General features: G+C 72.4%; 15 protein-coding genes. 14 read left to right on the top strand and 1 reads right to left on the bottom strand.

Features of this window, described 5'->3' with window-relative positions:
- Positions 1-116: 116 nt before the first annotated feature.
- From DI005_RS18810 to DI005_RS18785, 6 genes are read left to right on the top strand one after another with little or no spacing between them, the layout of a single operon-like run.
- On the top strand, positions 117-446 hold the full coding sequence (locus DI005_RS18810; RefSeq protein WP_110334858.1) for a hypothetical protein: 330 nt from the start codon (positions 117-119) through the stop codon (positions 444-446).
- Complete coding sequence (locus DI005_RS18805) at positions 443-2,947, top strand: WXG100 family type VII secretion target (protein ID WP_113642973.1); 2,505 nt, start codon at positions 443-445, stop codon at positions 2,945-2,947. Before DI005_RS18810 ends, DI005_RS18805 begins: the two co-directional genes overlap by 4 nt.
- A gap of 34 nt (positions 2,948-2,981) precedes the next feature.
- The gene (locus tag DI005_RS18800; RefSeq protein ID WP_112276905.1) at positions 2,982-3,569 is read left to right on the top strand and encodes a hypothetical protein; all 588 of its coding nucleotides are present in this window, start codon (positions 2,982-2,984) and stop codon (positions 3,567-3,569) included.
- A complete protein-coding gene (locus tag DI005_RS18795) occupies positions 3,566-3,817 on the top strand; it encodes an acyl carrier protein (RefSeq protein WP_112276907.1) in 252 nt (83 codons plus the stop codon). Before DI005_RS18800 ends, DI005_RS18795 begins: the two co-directional genes overlap by 4 nt.
- 3 nt (positions 3,818-3,820) lie before the next feature.
- Entirely contained in the window at positions 3,821-5,023 is a 1,203-nt protein-coding gene (locus tag DI005_RS18790) for a beta-ketoacyl synthase (protein WP_113642972.1), read from the top strand.
- A 5-nt stretch (positions 5,024-5,028) separates the two neighbouring features.
- Positions 5,029-6,015, top strand: coding sequence for a beta-ketoacyl synthase N-terminal-like domain-containing protein (locus DI005_RS18785; RefSeq protein WP_113642971.1), 987 nt, complete (start codon positions 5,029-5,031; stop codon positions 6,013-6,015).
- On the opposite strand, the gene DI005_RS18780 is transcribed toward DI005_RS18785, so the two are convergent.
- Positions 6,008-6,823 carry a dienelactone hydrolase family protein gene (locus DI005_RS18780; protein WP_112276913.1) on the bottom strand — a complete coding sequence of 272 codons (816 nt, stop codon included), beginning with the start codon at positions 6,821-6,823 and terminating at the stop codon, positions 6,008-6,010. The genes DI005_RS18785 and DI005_RS18780 overlap by 8 nt on opposite strands.
- Before the next feature lie 108 nt (positions 6,824-6,931).
- Between DI005_RS18780 and glmS the strand changes: the two genes are divergently transcribed.
- The 8 genes from glmS (at position 6,932) to tsaE (ending at position 16,192) form a co-directional block, all read left to right on the top strand.
- Complete coding sequence (gene glmS, locus DI005_RS18775) at positions 6,932-8,794, top strand: glutamine--fructose-6-phosphate transaminase (isomerizing) (RefSeq protein ID WP_112276915.1); 1,863 nt, start codon at positions 6,932-6,934, stop codon at positions 8,792-8,794.
- Positions 8,795-8,804: 10 nt separating this feature from the next.
- Entirely contained in the window at positions 8,805-10,250 is a 1,446-nt protein-coding gene (locus tag DI005_RS18770; RefSeq protein ID WP_113642970.1) for an NAD(P)H-hydrate dehydratase, read from the top strand.
- A gap of 75 nt (positions 10,251-10,325) precedes the next feature.
- Entirely contained in the window at positions 10,326-11,339 is a 1,014-nt protein-coding gene (locus DI005_RS18765) for an NAD(P)-dependent alcohol dehydrogenase (RefSeq protein ID WP_113642979.1), read from the top strand.
- Positions 11,332-12,135: a DeoR/GlpR family DNA-binding transcription regulator gene (locus DI005_RS18760; protein WP_112276919.1), complete on the top strand. Its 804-nt coding sequence runs from the start codon at positions 11,332-11,334 to the stop codon at positions 12,133-12,135. The genes DI005_RS18765 and DI005_RS18760 overlap by 8 nt, the downstream gene beginning before the upstream one ends.
- Before the next feature lie 5 nt (positions 12,136-12,140).
- Positions 12,141-13,556: a xylulokinase gene (gene xylB / locus DI005_RS18755; protein WP_113642969.1), complete on the top strand. Its 1,416-nt coding sequence runs from the start codon at positions 12,141-12,143 to the stop codon at positions 13,554-13,556.
- 25 nt (positions 13,557-13,581) lie between these two features.
- On the top strand, positions 13,582-14,712 hold the full coding sequence (alr, locus tag DI005_RS18750) for an alanine racemase (protein WP_112276923.1): 1,131 nt from the start codon (positions 13,582-13,584) through the stop codon (positions 14,710-14,712).
- Positions 14,712-15,731 carry an alpha/beta fold hydrolase gene (locus tag DI005_RS18745; RefSeq protein WP_112276925.1) on the top strand — a complete coding sequence of 340 codons (1,020 nt, stop codon included), beginning with the start codon at positions 14,712-14,714 and terminating at the stop codon, positions 15,729-15,731. The genes alr and DI005_RS18745 overlap by 1 nt, the downstream gene beginning before the upstream one ends.
- Entirely contained in the window at positions 15,728-16,192 is a 465-nt protein-coding gene (gene tsaE, locus DI005_RS18740; protein WP_170200585.1) for a tRNA (adenosine(37)-N6)-threonylcarbamoyltransferase complex ATPase subunit type 1 TsaE, read from the top strand. Before DI005_RS18745 ends, tsaE begins: the two co-directional genes overlap by 4 nt.
- The last annotated feature ends 310 nt before the right edge of the window (positions 16,193-16,502 follow it).

The raw sequence follows: 16,502 nt of genomic DNA, 5'->3' as shown, positions 1-16,502 counted from the left end.
ATCTCGGTGCGCGCTGACCTGCGCCTCGGTACATTCTGTGCATTAGCGACGGCACCGGGGCGGAACCGTGTGCGTCGTAGAGGCGATCGCACAGTCAACCGGGAGGGGGAGCGGTCGTGACCGGGGTCAACGCACCGAGCGGCTATACCGCAGACACGGGCTCCATGGCGAGCCAGGCGCAGACGATCAACGATGCCGCCGAGGAAGCCAAGGACGCCGTCAAGGACGTCAAGCCCGCGAAGGTCACGGAAGCCGACTTCGGCACCGCCCACACGCAGTACGGCGCCGACTTCACGGCGGCGATCGAGGCGCTCGGCACGGGCTCCGACGCGATGTGCGGCGCGCTGATCTCGCTGGCCCAGGGCATCGGCAGCGCGGGCAAGCAGTACGCCACGGCCGAGTCCGAGCAGGCCGCGGCCGCCAACCAGTCGGGGAGCGGGATGTGAGCGAGCAACGCAGCTGGGAAGAGACGAAGGCGATCCTGGACGATCCTTACGTCTCGGCGGACACCAAGCAGGCGGTGCTGGGCGCGTACTCCCGCGACGGCGGCGGCTTCAACGAGGACGCGGCACCGTACTTCGAGCAGTACAACGTCCCCCGGTACACGTTCGGCAGCGGCGGTGGCCTGGTCGACTACCTCGACGACGCGGCCTACGAGCAGGCCGAGCAGGAGTCGGAGGAGAACGGCTACCAGGACCGCCAGGTGCGGGACCGGCTCGAGGAGAACCAGGGCGAGCTGGACAACGCGCAGGCGCCGGGCTCGGGCTCGTCGGCCATCGCTAAGGCGGACGAGCTGCTGGACCTGGCGCGCGACGGGCTCAGGGTCTTCGAGACCTTCATCCCGATCGACGCGGAGGCCCCCGGCGACCAGAAGCACATCGATTCGCCGTTGAACTACGACGAGGACATCGTCAAGCGGTTCGACGAGCAGAAGGGCATCGACTTCCAGAAGCTGCTCGACGAGGCCAAGCGGCTGCGCGACGCGCACACCGTGCTGTCCGATCTGCACAGCACCACGGAGTCGAGCCTCAACTCCCTCTACAAGGACTGGACCGGCGACGGAGCCAACGCCTCGTACCAGAAGTACAGCGAGGACATCGCGCCCAACACGCAGACGCTGCTGGAGTACCTGAGCGGTGGCGCGGACGTCATCGAGGCCACGGTGCAGACGGTCTACGAGGCGGTGAAGTACAAGGCCGACGAGGTCATCGCCATGTACCAGTCCACGGTCGGCGCGGCCACCGAACAGACCGCCAGGGACGTCATGAAGCTGGCGAACGGCGACTTCTCCTCGCAGGACGAGATCCTGCCGGTGGCGGCGTGGGTCGACGCGGAGACCGGCAGCGACATCGAGTCCCGCATCCGGTCCGACGACTGCGGTCTCAACGAGGGCAACAAGAACTACGTCATCGACCAGTGCAAGCAGTGGGTCCGGGACTCGTGGAACCCGGACCTCTACGACAACCTGCACCAGCGCTTCACACAGCTGTGCGATGACACCAAGGAGGCCGTGGACACGGCCTTCGAGGAGATGAACTCCTACCTCAAGGAGTACAAGAGCGAGTTCCCGGAGGAGTCCGCGCAGCCCCAGCCCCAGCCGCAACCGCAGCCCCAGCCGAACCCCGGTGACACCGGTGGCGGCGGAGGCACGGGCGGCGGAGGCACCGGTGGCGGCGGGACCGGTGGTGGGACCGGTGGCGGCGGCGGTGTCCCCAGCGCGCCCGCCCCGCCCGAGATGGAGACTCCGGGGGCGCAGACCCCTGGCAAGAACCCGGTCACCGGCGAGGACCTGGAGGTCAACCCGGAGACGGGCGAGCCCTACCCGATCGACCCCGAGACCGGTGAGGCCATCAAGGACACCGGCAGCGACCAGGACACCCTGACCGTGGAGAAGGGTGACCACACCTTCGAGATGACCGAGCCCGACGAAGACGGGAAGATGGAGATCTCCGTCGACGACGGCTCCGGCGAGCCCAAGGACTACAAGCTCGACTTCGGTACGGGCGAAGAGGGCGCCGGGGGCGCCGAGGGCCGGCAGGAGGGCTTCGGCCCGCAGGGGTCCGATGGCGCGGACGGCGAACAGGTGTACCGGCCCGGCCCCGACGGCAAGATCCACATCGAGGACGGCAACCTCAAGATCACGGCCGAGCAGCCGGAGGGCCCGGACGGGCCGACCAAGGTCACCGTCGACGACGGCAACCCGCCGCCCACCACCTACACCCTCGGTGAGGCCAAGCAGGAGGGCGGTGGCGCGGGCGCCCAGGGCGGCACGCCGCGGGAGGGCATCCGGACGATGCCCGCGCCAGGTGAGAACCCGTTCACCTCGGGTGGTTCCGAAGGCGGGTCGTTCGCCGGTGGCGGTGGCACGCCGGTGGAGGGCGAAGCGGCTGGAGCGCCCGCCGGCGTGGCCGGTGGCGACGGCGCGAGTATCGGCGGGGCTGTCGGCGGCGAGGGCGTGCCGGGTGGCAGTGACGGCGCCGGTGGTGGCCAGCAGACCGAGCCGTCCGCCGGTGGCGGAGGCAGCGGCGGCGGTGGCGGCGGGGGCGACTTCGGCGGCGCTGCCGGTGCTCCGGCTGCCGTCGGTGGCGGTGGCGAGGGCGACGCGCTCGACGCCGGTGCCCAGTCGGGCGCGAGCACACAGTCCGCGCCGGCCGGGGCAGGCCTCGGTGTCGCTCCCGGTGGCATGGGCGAGGCGATGCCGGCCGCGGCCGCGCAGGGCAACGGCATGTCGGGCGGCGCAGGTGGCATGGCCGGCGGCATGGGCATGATGGGCGGCATGGGTGCCATGGGCGGCGCCGGTGGCGGCCAGGGCGGCGACCAGGAGCGCAGCTCGAACCCGTACCGCATCGACGGTGGCATCTTCGAGAGCGGCGGCAGTGGCGGCGGCAGCCGGATCAGTGGTTCGCTGAACGACGGCGCCGAGCGCTCGATCCGGTTCGACCGGTGAGCGGCATGGCCGACGGCAGAGGTGAGGAGTCCTGATGGCTGAGGGAAAGGCCGCGGCGGTCATCACCCGGTTGGGACAGATCAACCGCGAGATGAGCGAGCGCCGCGCGTTGCGGGAGCGCCGGTCCGCGGCGGCGAAGCAGCAGGCGAAGGAGACCTTCCAGCGGCAGGGGCAGGTGGCCGACAAGACCGCCAAGCACCTGGGCGAACTGGGCCGCAGGCAGCGGGAGGCCGGCGGCTGGGCCACCGAGAAGGCGCTCGCCGACCGCGACAAGGTCATGGGTTTCGGCCAGGTGGAGGACGAGGAACAGCCCGCCGACGACTACTCGCGCTACGCGGGCGGTGCCCCGGTCGGCCCGACGGCCGCTGCGTCCCCGGCACCCGCGGGGGCCCCCGCGCCGCAGCCGGAACCGCCGCAGCAGCAACGCAAGTACTCGCGCGCGATCGCCCCGCCCGCGCAGGCGGAGCAACCGGAGCAGCGCAAGTACTCGCGGTCGGTCGCGCCTGCCCAGGAGCCGGAGCCGGAGACCCCGCCGCCACCGCCTCGGCGTGCTCCCCGGCACGCCAGGGAGGAAGAGCGGTTCGACGACGACGACTTCTCGAACAACAGTTGGCTGAAATGAACGCAGCGGTGGCCGAACGGGCCGACGAGATCAAGGAGCTCGTCTGCCGGGTGCTGGAGATCGAGCCGGAGAAGGTCAGCGACACCGACCTGTTCACCGAGGATCTCGGCGCCGACTCGATGAAGCTGATCGAGCTGCTCGCCAACCTCGAGATCGAGTTCGACGTGGAGATCGACGAGGACGAGATCGAGCGGCTCGTCAACCTGCGTGGGGTGTACGACGTGCTCAGTGCGGCGCTGGACGCCTGAGCCGTGCGCAGAGTGGTGGTCACCGGCATCGGTGTCGTGTCCAGCATCGGCACCGGCGCCGCCGCCTTCGCTCGGGCCCTGCGGGAGGGACGCAGCGGGGCGCGGCCGATCGGGGCGTTCGACACCACGGGGTTCGCGCACGCCACGGGCTGTGAGGTGGTCGGGTTCGAGCCGGAGCGCTGGGTGCGCAACGTTCCGCTCGACGAGGTCGGCAGGGCCGCCCGGTTCGCGATCGCGTCGGCCAGGATGGCGCTGGACGACGCCGCGCTCACCGAGGAGGAGCTGCGGCGCCGGCCCGGTCTGGTGTCGATCGGCACCACCGACGGCGGCTCGGACGACGGTGAGCGGCTGGCCGCCTCGTATGTCCACTCCGGACCGGAGTCGATGGATTCCGTTGCGGCGCGCAGGCTTCCGGCGAGCACGCTCGCCACCGGGGTCGCCCGTGAGCTCGGGCTGTCCGATGTGGATGTCTCGACGATCGCGACCGCGTGCGCGGCGGGCAACTACGCGATCGGCAACGGTTTCGACGCGGTGCGCACGGGCGAGGCCGACTTCGCCCTGTGCGGCGGCGCGGACGCGATGTGCCGCATGACCTTCACCGGGTTCTACCGGCTCGGCGCGGTGGATCCGGACGGCTGCAGGCCGTTCGACGTGAACCGGCGCGGCATCCTGACCGGTGAGGGCGGCGCGGTGCTGCTGCTGGAGCCGCTGGAGTCGGCGCTGGAGCGCGGGGCAAGGGTCTACGCGGAGATCCTCGGCTACGGCCTCAACTGCGACGCCCACCACCAGGTCGCACCCGACGGCGACAGCGTGCGCCGGTGCATGGAGCTCGCGCTCGCCGACGCCGGGGTGGGGCCCGGCGAGGTGGATCTGATCTCGGCGCACGGGACGGGAACGAAGGCGAACGACGTCACCGAGTGCGGGGCGATCCGTGGGGCGTTCGGCGACCGGCCTCCGCGCACGGTGTCGGTGAAGTCGATGCTGGGGCACACGATGGGCGCGGCGAGCGCGCTCGGCGCCACGGCGTGCGCGCTCGGCATCGAGCACGGCTTCATCCCGCCCACCATCAACCACACGGAAACGGACCCCGACTGCGGCATCGACTGCGTGCCGAACACGGCGGTCGAGGCCGAGCTGCGGGTGGTGCAGAACAACGCGCTCGCCTTCGGCGGCAACAACGCCGTAGTGGTGCTCGGGAAGCGGTGAGGCGCATGGGACCGGTGATCACGGCGTGGTCGGCGATCTCGTCGTGCGGGGTCGGGAGCGCGGCGTTCGAGGCCGGCCTCGTGCGGCCGAGTCCGCTCGACGACGAGAGCCCAGGAGCGAAGGCGTTTCTCGCCTCGGATTTCGTGGTGCGGGAGGCGCTGGGCACCAAGGGCACCGGCTCGATGGACCGCTCCAGCGCGCTCGCGGTCGGCGTGGTCGGAGAGCTGCTGCCCGCCGTCGACGTGGACGCGCGCACGGGCGTGGTGCTGGGCACCACCTCGGGCAGCTCCCAGACGCAGCTGGAGTTCACGCGCGACTCCCTGACGCGCCGCAAGCCGTACTTCGTCAACCCGGCTTCGATGCCGTTCGCGCTGATGAACAGCGCCGCGGGCCAGGCGGCGATCTGGCACAAGCTCACGGGTCCGAACACGACGATCGCAGGCGGGCGGATGTCCGGGCTCAGTGTGCTGCGCTACGGCGCTCGCCTGCTCGCCACCGGTCGCTCGAGCGGGGTCGTGTGCGGCGCCGTTGAGGAGTACAGCCCCACGCGGGCGTGGCTGGAGTACCACCGGGGCGCTACGACCGTGCTGGGCGAGGGCGCCGCGGTGGTGTTCCTCGAACCGGCGGGCACAGCGAGGCCGCCGCTGGCCGAGGTGCTCGGCGTCGCGACGCGGGTCGCCGTGGACGGCGACGCAGCCGGAGCGCTCGCGGCATGCCTGTGCCGCGTGCTGGAGCGGGCGGGCGCCGAGGCGGAGGACGTGCGAACGGTGGCCGTCTCGGCCCAGGAGGGGGAGCTCGCCGACGCGGAGCGCACAGCCCTCGCGAGGTTGCGGGCGTCGGTGGTGGACCCGGCGGAGGTGATCGGCGACGTTGGCGCCGCGACGGGCCCGTTCCAGGTCGTGACGTTGCTGCGCTCGCCGGGCCTCGCTGTGGCGACTGCGCTCGACCCCGACGGCACCGTGGGCTGCGTGCTGCTGCGCGTGCTCAGCTGACGGCCGGTTCCGGCTCGTACGCGATCGGCGCCGCCTTGAGCTCGGCCTCCAGCAGCGACCGGTAGGCGTTCGAGCCGGTCAGGTGGGTCAGAAAGAACGCGGTGAACAGCGCGCGGACGGTGCGTTGCGTGGCACGGTGGGGCTTGCCGTGCAGCAGGGCCTGGCTCCAGTGCGCGCCCTCGGTGACGCCGAGATGCGACGACTTCGGCAGCGTGCGCAGCTGCACGGGGCCCGCCCACGCCCTCGCGATCGCCTCCGCGTTGCCGCCCGCGGGCGCCACCAGGTCGTTGTCGGCGGCGAGGTGCAGCCCGGGCACGGTGACGCTCCCGGCCGCGGCGGTGGCGGTGGGCATGGTCTGCGCCGCCGCGACGGTGGCGACGGCCTTGATCTCGGGCTCGCCCCCGGCGGCGGCCGCGAGCACGGCGGCGCCGCCGCCGATGGAGTGCCCGGCGAGACCGAGTTTGCGCGGGTCGACGCTGATGCCGTCGGGGCCGAGCCGCACACCGCGCACGACGTCGAGCGTGGAGCGCAGGTCGGCGGCGAAGAGCCGGTGCGAGGGCAGCGGACCGCGGTGCGTCGCGGGCGCGGCGGCGACGATGCCCCAGCTGGCGAGGTGGCGCAGCAGCTCGCGGTAGCGGCCCGGCGGCTGGAGCCAGCCGTGTCCGAACGCGACGGCGGGCAGGTTCAGCCCCTCACGCGGAGTGAACACGACGCCGGGGAGACCGACGAGCGCGAGGTCGCCGCGCAGCACCTCGTGCGGACCCGGGTGGGAGAGCTCCTCGAGCAACTGCTTCGGCTTGCTGGCCATGGCTGGAGGGTAGCCGAACGATCAGGTGGCGGCAGGCGTGCCACGGGCGGAAGGTGCTGCCGCCCTACCCGGCCGGGGTGCTCGCGCTGTGTCGTTACGCTGGGGCACGTGTGTGGAATCGTGGGATACGTCGGACACCGGCAGGCGCTCGACGTCGTGCTCGGCGGCTTGCGCCGGATGGAGTACCGGGGTTACGACTCGGCGGGTGTCGCGGTGCTCGACGGGGCCGGATCCCTGACCGTGGAACGGAAGGCGGGTCGTCTCGCCAACCTGGAGTCGGCGCTGGACACCACCGGCAGGGACGCCTTCACCGGCACCGCGGGCATGGGTCACACCCGGTGGGCGACGCACGGCGCGCCGGTGGACCGCAACTCCCACCCGCACCGGGACTCCAGTGACCGCGTCGCCGTGGTCCACAACGGCATCATCGAGAACTTCGCGGCCCTGCGCGCCGAGCTGGAAGCCGCCGGGGTCGAGCTGACCAGCGACACCGACACCGAGACCACGGCGCACCTCATCGCCCGCGCCTTCGACGAGGGCGACACGAAGGGTGACCTCGCCGCGAGTGTGCGCACGGTGTGCCGCCGCCTTGAGGGCGCGTTCACGCTCGTGGTCACCCACGCCGACCAGCCGGACCTGATCGTCGCGGCTCGGCGGTCGTCACCGCTGGTGGTCGGCGTCGGCGAGGGTGAGACGTTCGTCGCGTCCGACGTCGCCGCGTTCATCGAGCACACGTGCGAGGCCGTGGAACTCGGCCAGGACCAGCTCGTGGTGATCGACCGCGACGGCTACGTGGTCACCGACTTCGACGGCGAGCCCGCGCAGGGCAAGCCGTTCACCGTCGACTGGGACCTCTCGGCCGCGGAGAAGGGCGGCCACGAGTACTTCATGCTCAAGGAGATCGAGGAGCAGCCCGACGCGCTCGCCAACACGCTGCGCGGGCACTTCGAGTCCGGCCGGATCGTGCTCGACGAGCAGCGGATCTCCGACCAGGACCTGCGTGATGTCGACAAGGTCTTCGTCGTCGCCTGCGGTTCGGCCTACCACTCCGGGCTGGTCGCCAAGTACGCCATCGAGCACTGGTGCCGCCTGCCCGTGGAGGTGGAGCTGGCCAGCGAGTTCCGCTACCGCGACCCGGTGCTCGACCGCGACACGCTCGTGGTCGCGGTTTCGCAGTCGGGGGAGACGGCCGACACGCTGGAGGCCGTCCGGCACGCCCGCACGCAGAAGGCTCGCGTGCTCGCCGTCTGCAACACGAACGGCGCGCAGATTCCGCGCGAGTCCGACGCCGTGCTCTACACGCACGCCGGGCCGGAGATCGGCGTCGCCTCAACCAAGGCTTTTCTCGCGCAGATCGCAGCCAACTACCTGGTGGGCCTCGCGCTGGCCCAAGCGCGGGGCACGAAGTACCCCGACGAGGTCGCGCGCGAGTTCAGCGAGCTGGAGGCAATGCCCGCCGCTGTCCACAAGGTACTGTCCACAGTAGAGCAGGTGCGGGACCTCGGCCGGAGGATGGCCGACTCGAAGGCCGTGCTGTTCCTCGGCAGGCACGTCGGGTTCCCGGTGGCGCTGGAGGGTGCGCTCAAACTCAAGGAGCTCGCCTACATGCACGCCGAGGGCTTCGCGGCGGGCGAGCTGAAGCACGGCCCGATCGCGCTGATCGAGGAGGGCCTGCCGGTGGTCGTGGTGATGCCCTCGCCGAAGGGGCGCGCGGTGCTGCACGCGAAGCTCGTGTCGAACATCAGTGAGATCCAGGCGCGTGGCGCCCGCACGATCGTGATCGCCGAGGAGGGCGACGACACGGTGCGCCCGTTCGCCGACGAGCTGGTGGAGGTGCCCGCGGTGCCGACCCTGTTGCAGCCGCTCGTCTCCACGGTGCCGCTGCAGGTGCTCGCCGCCGAGATCGCCCGCACCCGGGGCTACGACGTGGACAAGCCGCGCAACCTGGCGAAGTCGGTGACGGTGGAGTAGACAGTGGCCTGTGCGCGGAATCTGGACCACTGATCACATCCGGCAGGCCGAGGAGCGGCTCCTCGCGGTGACGCCGGAGGGCGCGCTCATGCGGCGCGCCGCGCACGGGGTGTCCGTGCACGCGGCCCGGATGCTGGCCGAGCACACCGGGTCGGTCTCCGGCAGGCGGGTGGTGCTGCTGGTCGGAGCGGGCAACAACGGCGGCGACGCGCTGTGGGCCGGCGCGTTCCTGCGCAAGCGCGGGGCCGGCGTCGCGGCGGTGTTGCTCCAGCCGGGGAAGGCGCACCCGGAGGGGCTCGCGGCGCTGCGGAGGGCCGGCGGCCGGGTGGTCCCGCTCGCCGACGGTCCACAGTGGATCGAGAGCGCCGACCTGGTGGTCGACGGCATCGTGGGCATCTCGGCGAAGGGTCCGCTGCGCCCCGACGCCGCCGCGCTCGTGGAGCGCGTCGCCGCGCCCGTGCTCGCGGTGGACCTGCCGAGCGGGGTGGAACCCGACAGCGGCGCCGTCGACGGACCGGCCGTGCGGGCGACGGCGACGGTGACGTTCGGCGCGTACAAGCCGGTGCACGTGCTCAACCCCGAGCGCTGCGGCGAGGTGGTGTTCGTCGACATCGGCCTCGGCGATGAGCTGGGGGAGCCGGACCTGCGCGGGCTCGACGCGGCCGACGTGGCGGCGGCGTGGCCGATGCCGGGGCCTTCGGACAACAAGTACTCGCAGGGCGTCACGGGGGTCGCGGCCGGTTCGTCGGCCTACCCGGGTGCGGCCGTGCTCGCGGCGGCTGCCGCCGTGCGGGCGACGTCGGGCATGGTGCGCTACGCCGGGCACGCCGCGGACGTGGTGCGCTGGCACTGGCCCGAGGTGGTGGCCACCGGCTCGATCTTCGACGCGGGGCGAGTGCAGGCGTGGGTGGTCGGGCCCGGCATCGGAACCGGGAGCGCGGGCCGGGACGTACTGGTGCACGCGCTCGGCCAGGGCGTGCCGGTGTGCGCTGACGCCGACGCCATCACGATCATCGCCGAGCGTCCCGAGGTGCTCGACGCCCGTGACCCGGACACACCGCTGCTGCTGACCCCGCACGACGGCGAGTTCGAGCGGCTGACCGGAAACGCGCCCGGCCCGGACCGCGTGGGAGCCGTGTGCGAGGCCGCGCGCCGGTTCGACGCCGTCGTGCTGCTCAAGGGGCACAGCACGCTGGTCGCCGACCCGGCGGGCCGGGTGCTGGTCAACAAGGCGCGGGGGTCGTGGCTCGCGACGGCGGGCTCGGGCGACGTGCTGTCGGGGCTGACGGGCGCGTTGCTGGCCTCGGGCGTCGAGCCGTGGCTCGCGGCGGGGGTCGCGGCCGACGTCCACGCGCGGGCCGGCGAGCTGGCGGCCCGCGGGGTACCGGCGTCGGCGTCGGGTGTGCTCGCCGCGATCCCGGACGCGATCCGGCAGGCTCGCTCCCTGGCGCCGTGAGTTATTACCGAGTTATGTGTTAAAAACGCGCCGATCTTCTGGTAGGAAGGGCCGGTGAGCGATCTCCCCGAGACCATGACGGTGTCCGTGCTGAACGGTGTCCACGACGTGAGCACCGAGCGGCGCCCGGTGCCCGTTCCCGGTACAGGGGAGGTCCTGGTCCGGGTACTCGCGGTGGGCACGTGCGGCTCCGACGTGCACTACTACGAGCACGGCCGGATCGGCGACTTCGTGGTGGAACGCCCACTCGTGCTCGGTCACGAGCCCAGCGGCGTCGTGGTGGCGAACGGGCCGGGCGCGACGCTGCACGAGCCGGGCACGCGCGTATCGCTCGAACCGGGGGTTCCGTGTTCGCGGTGCGCCGAGTGCCGCCTGGGCCGCTACAACCTGTGCCCGCACATGCGGTTCTTCGGCACACCGCCCGTCGACGGCGCGTTCCGCGAGTACGTCGTGCTGCGCGAGGAGTTCGCCTACCCGGTGCCCGACGCGCTGAGCGACGAGGCCGCCGGGCTGCTCGAACCGCTGTCGGTGGGCGTGTGGGCCTGCCGCAAGGCGCGTGTCGGCCCCGGCTCGCGGGTGCTCATCACGGGCGCGGGTCCGATCGGCCTGGTCGCGACGCAGACCGCGCGGGCCTTCGGAGCCACGGAGGTGGTGGTCACCGACGTCAATGGCAAACGCTTGCGCCTGGCCGGAGAACTCGGCGCCACCGCGACCGTGGACGTCTCGGCGTCCTCGCTCGCCGAGTCCGGCTACGAGCCGGACGTGCTGCTGGAGTGCTCGGGCGTGCCCTCGGCGATCGGCCAGGCCATCCGGCTGGTCGGGCGCGCCGGCCGGGTCGTGCTGGTCGGCATGGGCGGTGACGAGATCCCGCTGCCGCTCGCGCACGTCCAGGGCTTCGAGATCGAGGTGACGGGCACGTTCCGCTACGCCAACACGTGGCCGACGGCGCTCGCGCTCGCCGCGGGCGGCGAGGTGGACCTCGACCGGCTCGTCACCCACCGTTTCGGCCTCGCCGAGGCTGAGCGGGCGCTGACCGTCGCGACCAGGGACGACAGCGTGATCAAGGCCGTGGTGCTGCCGCATGCCTAGGACGCGTCCGCCGGACGCCGCCGTGGAGCAGCGCAGGCAGTCGATCCTGCGCACGGTGATCGAGCTCGGCGAGGTGCGCATCGACGACCTCACCGCCCGCTTCGACGTGAGCCTCATGACCATGCACCGCGACCTCGACGATCTCGCCGAGCGCAAGCTGCTGCGCAAGCTGCGCGGGCGGGTCGCGGCATACCCGGCGCTGACGATGGAGACCGCCAAACGCTTTCGCGAGGGGCTGCACGTCGCGCACAAGGAGGCGCTGTGTGCGCTCGCGGCCGCCGAGGTGGCCGAAGGGCAGACGGTGTTCCTCGACGACTCGACCACGCTGTTCCCGCTCGCCCGCGTGCTCGCGCGGCTGGAGCGGCTCGTGGTGGTCACCAACTCGCTCGAGGTGGCCCGCATCGTCGGCGAGGCCGGGGGAGGCGAGGTGCTACTGCTCGGCGGGCGCTACACAGAGTTCGACTCGTGCATCGGCCCTGACACGCTCGCGGCGCTGCGCCGCCTGCGCGCGGATGTCGGCTTCGTGTCGGCGACAGCGGTGGCCTGCGGGCGGCTGTACCACCCGGTGCGGGAGTACGCCGAGCTGAAGGAGGCGGCGCTCGAGGTGGCCCAGCGCAACGTGCTGGTGGTCGACCATTCGAAGTTCGGCAGAACGGCCACGTACGCGTACGGCGACGCCGGCGCCTACGACGTGGTGCTCGTCGACGACGAGACACCGGCGGACGAGATCGAGGCACTGCGCGCGTTCGGCAACCGGGTGGCGGTCGCCCGCGTGCGCACCGACCAGGGAAGCTGACGGACATGAACAGCGAAAGGGAAGTTCTGGTCGCCGGGGTCGACTCCTCGACGCAGTCGACCAAGGTGATGGTCTGCGACGCGCGGACCGGCGCGGTCGTGCGCTCGGGCAGGGCGGAGCACCCGGAGACCACCGAGGTCGACCCCGCCGAGTGGTGGTCCGCGTTCACCTCGGCCACGGACGGGCTGCTCGACGGCGTGTCGGCGATCGGTGTGGCCGGCCAGCAGCACGGCATGGTGACGCTCGACGACGCGGGCGAGGTCGTGCGGCCGGCGCTGCTGTGGAACGACACGCGCTCCGGCAAGGCCGCCGCCGACCTCACCACCGAGCTCGGCGGCCCGCAGGCGTGGGCGGAGGCTGTCGGCTCGGTGCCCGTGGCGAGCTTCACGGTGACGAAGCTGCGCTGGATGGCCGAGCACGAGCCGGAGCTGGCCGACCGCGTCGCGCGCGTGCTGCTGCCGCACGACTGGCTCACCTGGCGGCTCGTTGGCGGCGACCCGGTGACCGACCGTGGGGACGCGTCGGGCACGGGCTACTTCTCGCCAGCCGAGAACGCCTACCGCACCGACCTGCTGGCGAAGGCGTTCGGCGGCCGGACGCCCGGGCTGCCGACGGTGCTCGGCCCCGCGCAGCCCGCGGGCCACACGCCGGATGGTGTGCTCGTGTCGGCGGGCACGGGCGACAACATGGCCGCCGCGCTCGCCCTGGAGGTCGGCGAGGGCGACGTCGTGGTGTCGCTCGGGACGAGCGGCACGGTCTTCGGGGTGAGCGAGACGCCCCCGGCCGACGCGAGCGGAACCGTCGCCGGCTTCGCCGACGCGACCGGGCGGTTCCTGCCGCTCGCCTGCACACTGAACGCCGCGCGGGTACTGACCGCGACGGCCCGGCTGCTCGATGTGGACCTCGCGGAGCTGGACCGGCTGGCGCTCGCCGCCGCACCGGGCGCGGACGGGCTCGCGTTGCTGCCCTACCTGGACGGTGAACGCACGCCGAACCTGCCCGAGGCCGCCGGATCGCTCCTGGGCCTGCGCAGGGCCAACATGACGCCGGAGAACCTGGCGCGCGCCGCCGTCGAGGGCATGCTGTGCGGGCTCGCCGCCGGGCTGGAAGCGGTGCGTGAGCACGGAATCACCGTGCGCCGGGTGCTGCTGACCGGTGGAGCCGCGCAGTCGGCGAGTGTGCGCGCGGTCGCGCCGATCGTGTTCGGAGTGCCCGTCGTGGTGCCCGAACCGGCCGAGCACGTGGCTCTCGGCGCCGCGAGGCAGGCCGCGTGGGCGCTGGCCGGTACGCCGGAACCGCCCGCGTGGGAGGGCGCTGACCAGGTACTGCGGCTCGACGAGCCGTCCGCTGCCGAGGCCGAGGCGGGGCAGCGGATCCGCGAGGAGCACCGGGCCGCGCGCGCTCGCGTGCACGATCTTTGAGGCCCTGTGGGAAAATTCTCGTGCCATGAACGTTGACCATTCGCCCCGCGCCGAGGTCGTGATCGACCTCGGCGCCATCCGCGACAACCTCGGACTGCTCGCCGCGCGGGCCGCCGCCTCCGGTGCTGAGACGATGGCGATCGTGAAGGCCGACGGCTACGGCCACGGCGCGCTGCCGGTGGCGAAGGCGGCCGTGCGGGCGGGGGCGACGTGGCTCGGCACGTGCTCGCTGGCCGAGGCGCTGGACCTGCGCGACGCCGGGATCACGACGCGGCTGTTCAGCTGGCTCGACACCCCGGACGTCGACTTCACGCCCGGTGTCGAGCGGGACGTCGACCTCTCGGTGAGCTCGCTCGCCGAGCTGGAACGGGTCGCGGCGGCCGCCGCACGCGCCGGCAAGCCCGCACGCGTGCACCTGAAGATCGACACGGGGCTCTCTCGCAACGGGTGCCCGCCCTACGCGTGGCCGGACCTCGTGAAGGCCGCGGCCGACGACCCCGGTATCGAGGTTGTGGCGATGTGGTCACACCTGGCGTGTGCCGACGAGCCGGGGCACCCTTCGATCGACGCGCAGGCCGAGCGGTTCGCCGACGCCCACGCGATCACCCGCGGTGTGGGCCTGGACCCGTTGCGGCACCTGGCGAACTCGGCCGCGACGCTCACTCGCCCGGACCTGCACTTCGACCTGGTGCGGCCCGGCATCGCGATGTACGGGCTGAACCCGGTGCCGCAGGGCGAGAAGCTCACGCCCGCGATGACGCTGCGGTCGAGTGTCGTGCTGACCAAACGGATCCAGGCCGGCGAGTCCGTCTCCTATGGACACACGTGGACGGCGTCGAGGGACACGACGCTCGCGCTCGTGCCCGTCGGCTACGCGGATGGTGTGCCGCGCACGCTGTCGGGCCGGATGAGCGTGTGGCTGGACGGCCGTCGGCATCCGGTCGCTGGCCGGGTGTGCATGGACCAGCTGGTGGTGGACTGCGGCGACCACGAGCCCGCGCTCGGCGCCGAGGTGGTGCTGTTCGGTTCGGGCGCTCATGGCGAGCCGACGGCCACGGAGTGGGCCGACACGATCGGCACGATCGACTACGAGATCGTCACCGGCATGTACCGGCCGAGGGTGCGGCGACGCTACCTCGGTGAGGACCACGGCTGATGTCGTCGCGGCCGTTGCGGGCGGACAACGAGGAGGAGGCCGAGGAACCGTTCGGTCGCCTCGCGCCCGGACGGGTGTCCACGGTGGCCGCGGACGACGGCTCACCGATCTCGGTGGAGGAGATCGAGCCGGAGGACGGCGGCAGGCCGAAGCTGACCGTGGTCGGCGTACACGGCTTCGCGCTCTCGCGGCAGAGCTGGCACTTCCAGCGGCGCGCGTTCACGGCCCTGCGCGTGCCGAGGGTGCGGCAGGTCTACTACGACCACCGCGGACACGGGCAGTCGGCCGCCGCCGAGGCCGAGCACAGCACCATCGAGCAGCTCGCCGCCGACCTGCACGCCGTGCTGCGTGCGGTGGCGCCAGCCGAGCCGACCGTCCTGATGGGACACTCGATGGGCGGCATGGTGATCATGGAGCTGGCCCAGCAGGCCCCGGAGCTGTTCGCCGAGCGAGTGCGGGGCGTGGTGCTGATCGCGACCGCCGCGGGGGAGGTGGGCAGCCGTGGTCTGCCGCGCTCGCTGCTGTCGAAGTACAACCCGCTGACTCGGGGTGTCGGCGAGCTGGCGGGCTGGCAGCCGGGGCTCGTGGAGTTCGTGAGGGCCGCCGGTGGTCAGCTCACGCGGCACGCGGTGCGCAGGCTCGCGTTCGGCAGGCGTGACGTCGACTCGCGGCTGGTCGACTTCATGCTGGAGATGCTCGGCGTGTCGTCCGTGCGCCAGCTGGTGAACTTCGTCGACACTCTGGGCAGTCACAACCGTTACGCCGCGCTGGCGGGACTCAAGCACGCGCACGTGCTGGTGGTCGGCGGGGACGCGGACCGGCTGACGCCGTACTCGCACGCGGAACGGATGGCGGCGGAACTGCCGGACGCGCGGCTGGTGCGGGCCCGCGGCGCGGGGCACATGGTTCACCTGGAGCAACCGGACCTGGTGAACGATCACATCATCGAGTTGCTGAGGGTCTGTTCCGGTGCGGACCGGCAGCGGCTCGTGCGTAGGATCCGATGGTGGCGCAGATGAGCATGGAACTCCCCACGGCCGACGAGACGATCCACTTCGGACGTTCTCTGGGTCGCGTGTTGCGGGCGGGCGATCTCGTGCTGCTCGCGGGCCCGCTCGGGGCGGGCAAGACGACCATGACGAGGGGCATCGCGGAGGGCATGCGGGTGTCGGGGCGGGTCAGCTCGCCGACGTTCGTCCTGGCGAGGGTGCATCCGGCGGGTCCGGGCGGGGTGCCGCTCGTGCACGTCGACGCCTACCGGCTCGGCGGCGACCTCTCGCAGCTGGACGACCTGGACCTGGACACAGACCTCGAGGACGCCGCGGTGGTGGTCGAATGGGGTGAGGGCTTCGCGGAGCGGCTCTCGGAGGACTACCTTGTGGTGCGGCTCGACCGTCGCCCCGACGACGTGCGGACGGTAACGCTGGAACCACACGGCGCCTGGGCGGACCGCACGGATGAGCTGGCCTTCGCGGCGTAACCCGGGCGTGCCTGCCGCGGCGCCGGTGTCGCCGGTGTGCGGTTGGGGCGGCGGCCTGCCCGCAGTGAAGGCCACCATGCCTGCGTTGAACGCAGTGAAGGCCACCTTCACTGCATGGGCGACCGGCCGGACCCGGTGCCACGCCAACTACACGACGCGAGCGCTCCGTTGGCGACGCACAGGGGCGCCCCTGATTTCACGTTACCGCGTGGGGGTGACAGTCCGGGGCTGAACGGCCTCGCGTGCGGCGCCACGGTTCCGTTCGTGTCGGCGGGGTCTCGGCCGTTGGTCCCGCCGTTGATGCCCGGGT

It is taken from the genome of Prauserella sp. PE36 (assembly GCF_003311655.1).
GTDB lineage: Bacteria > Actinomycetota > Actinomycetes > Mycobacteriales > Pseudonocardiaceae > Prauserella_A > Prauserella_A endophytica.
The sequence above is the reverse complement of the archived record's forward strand: the minus strand, read 5'-3'. Positions and strand labels throughout refer to the sequence as shown.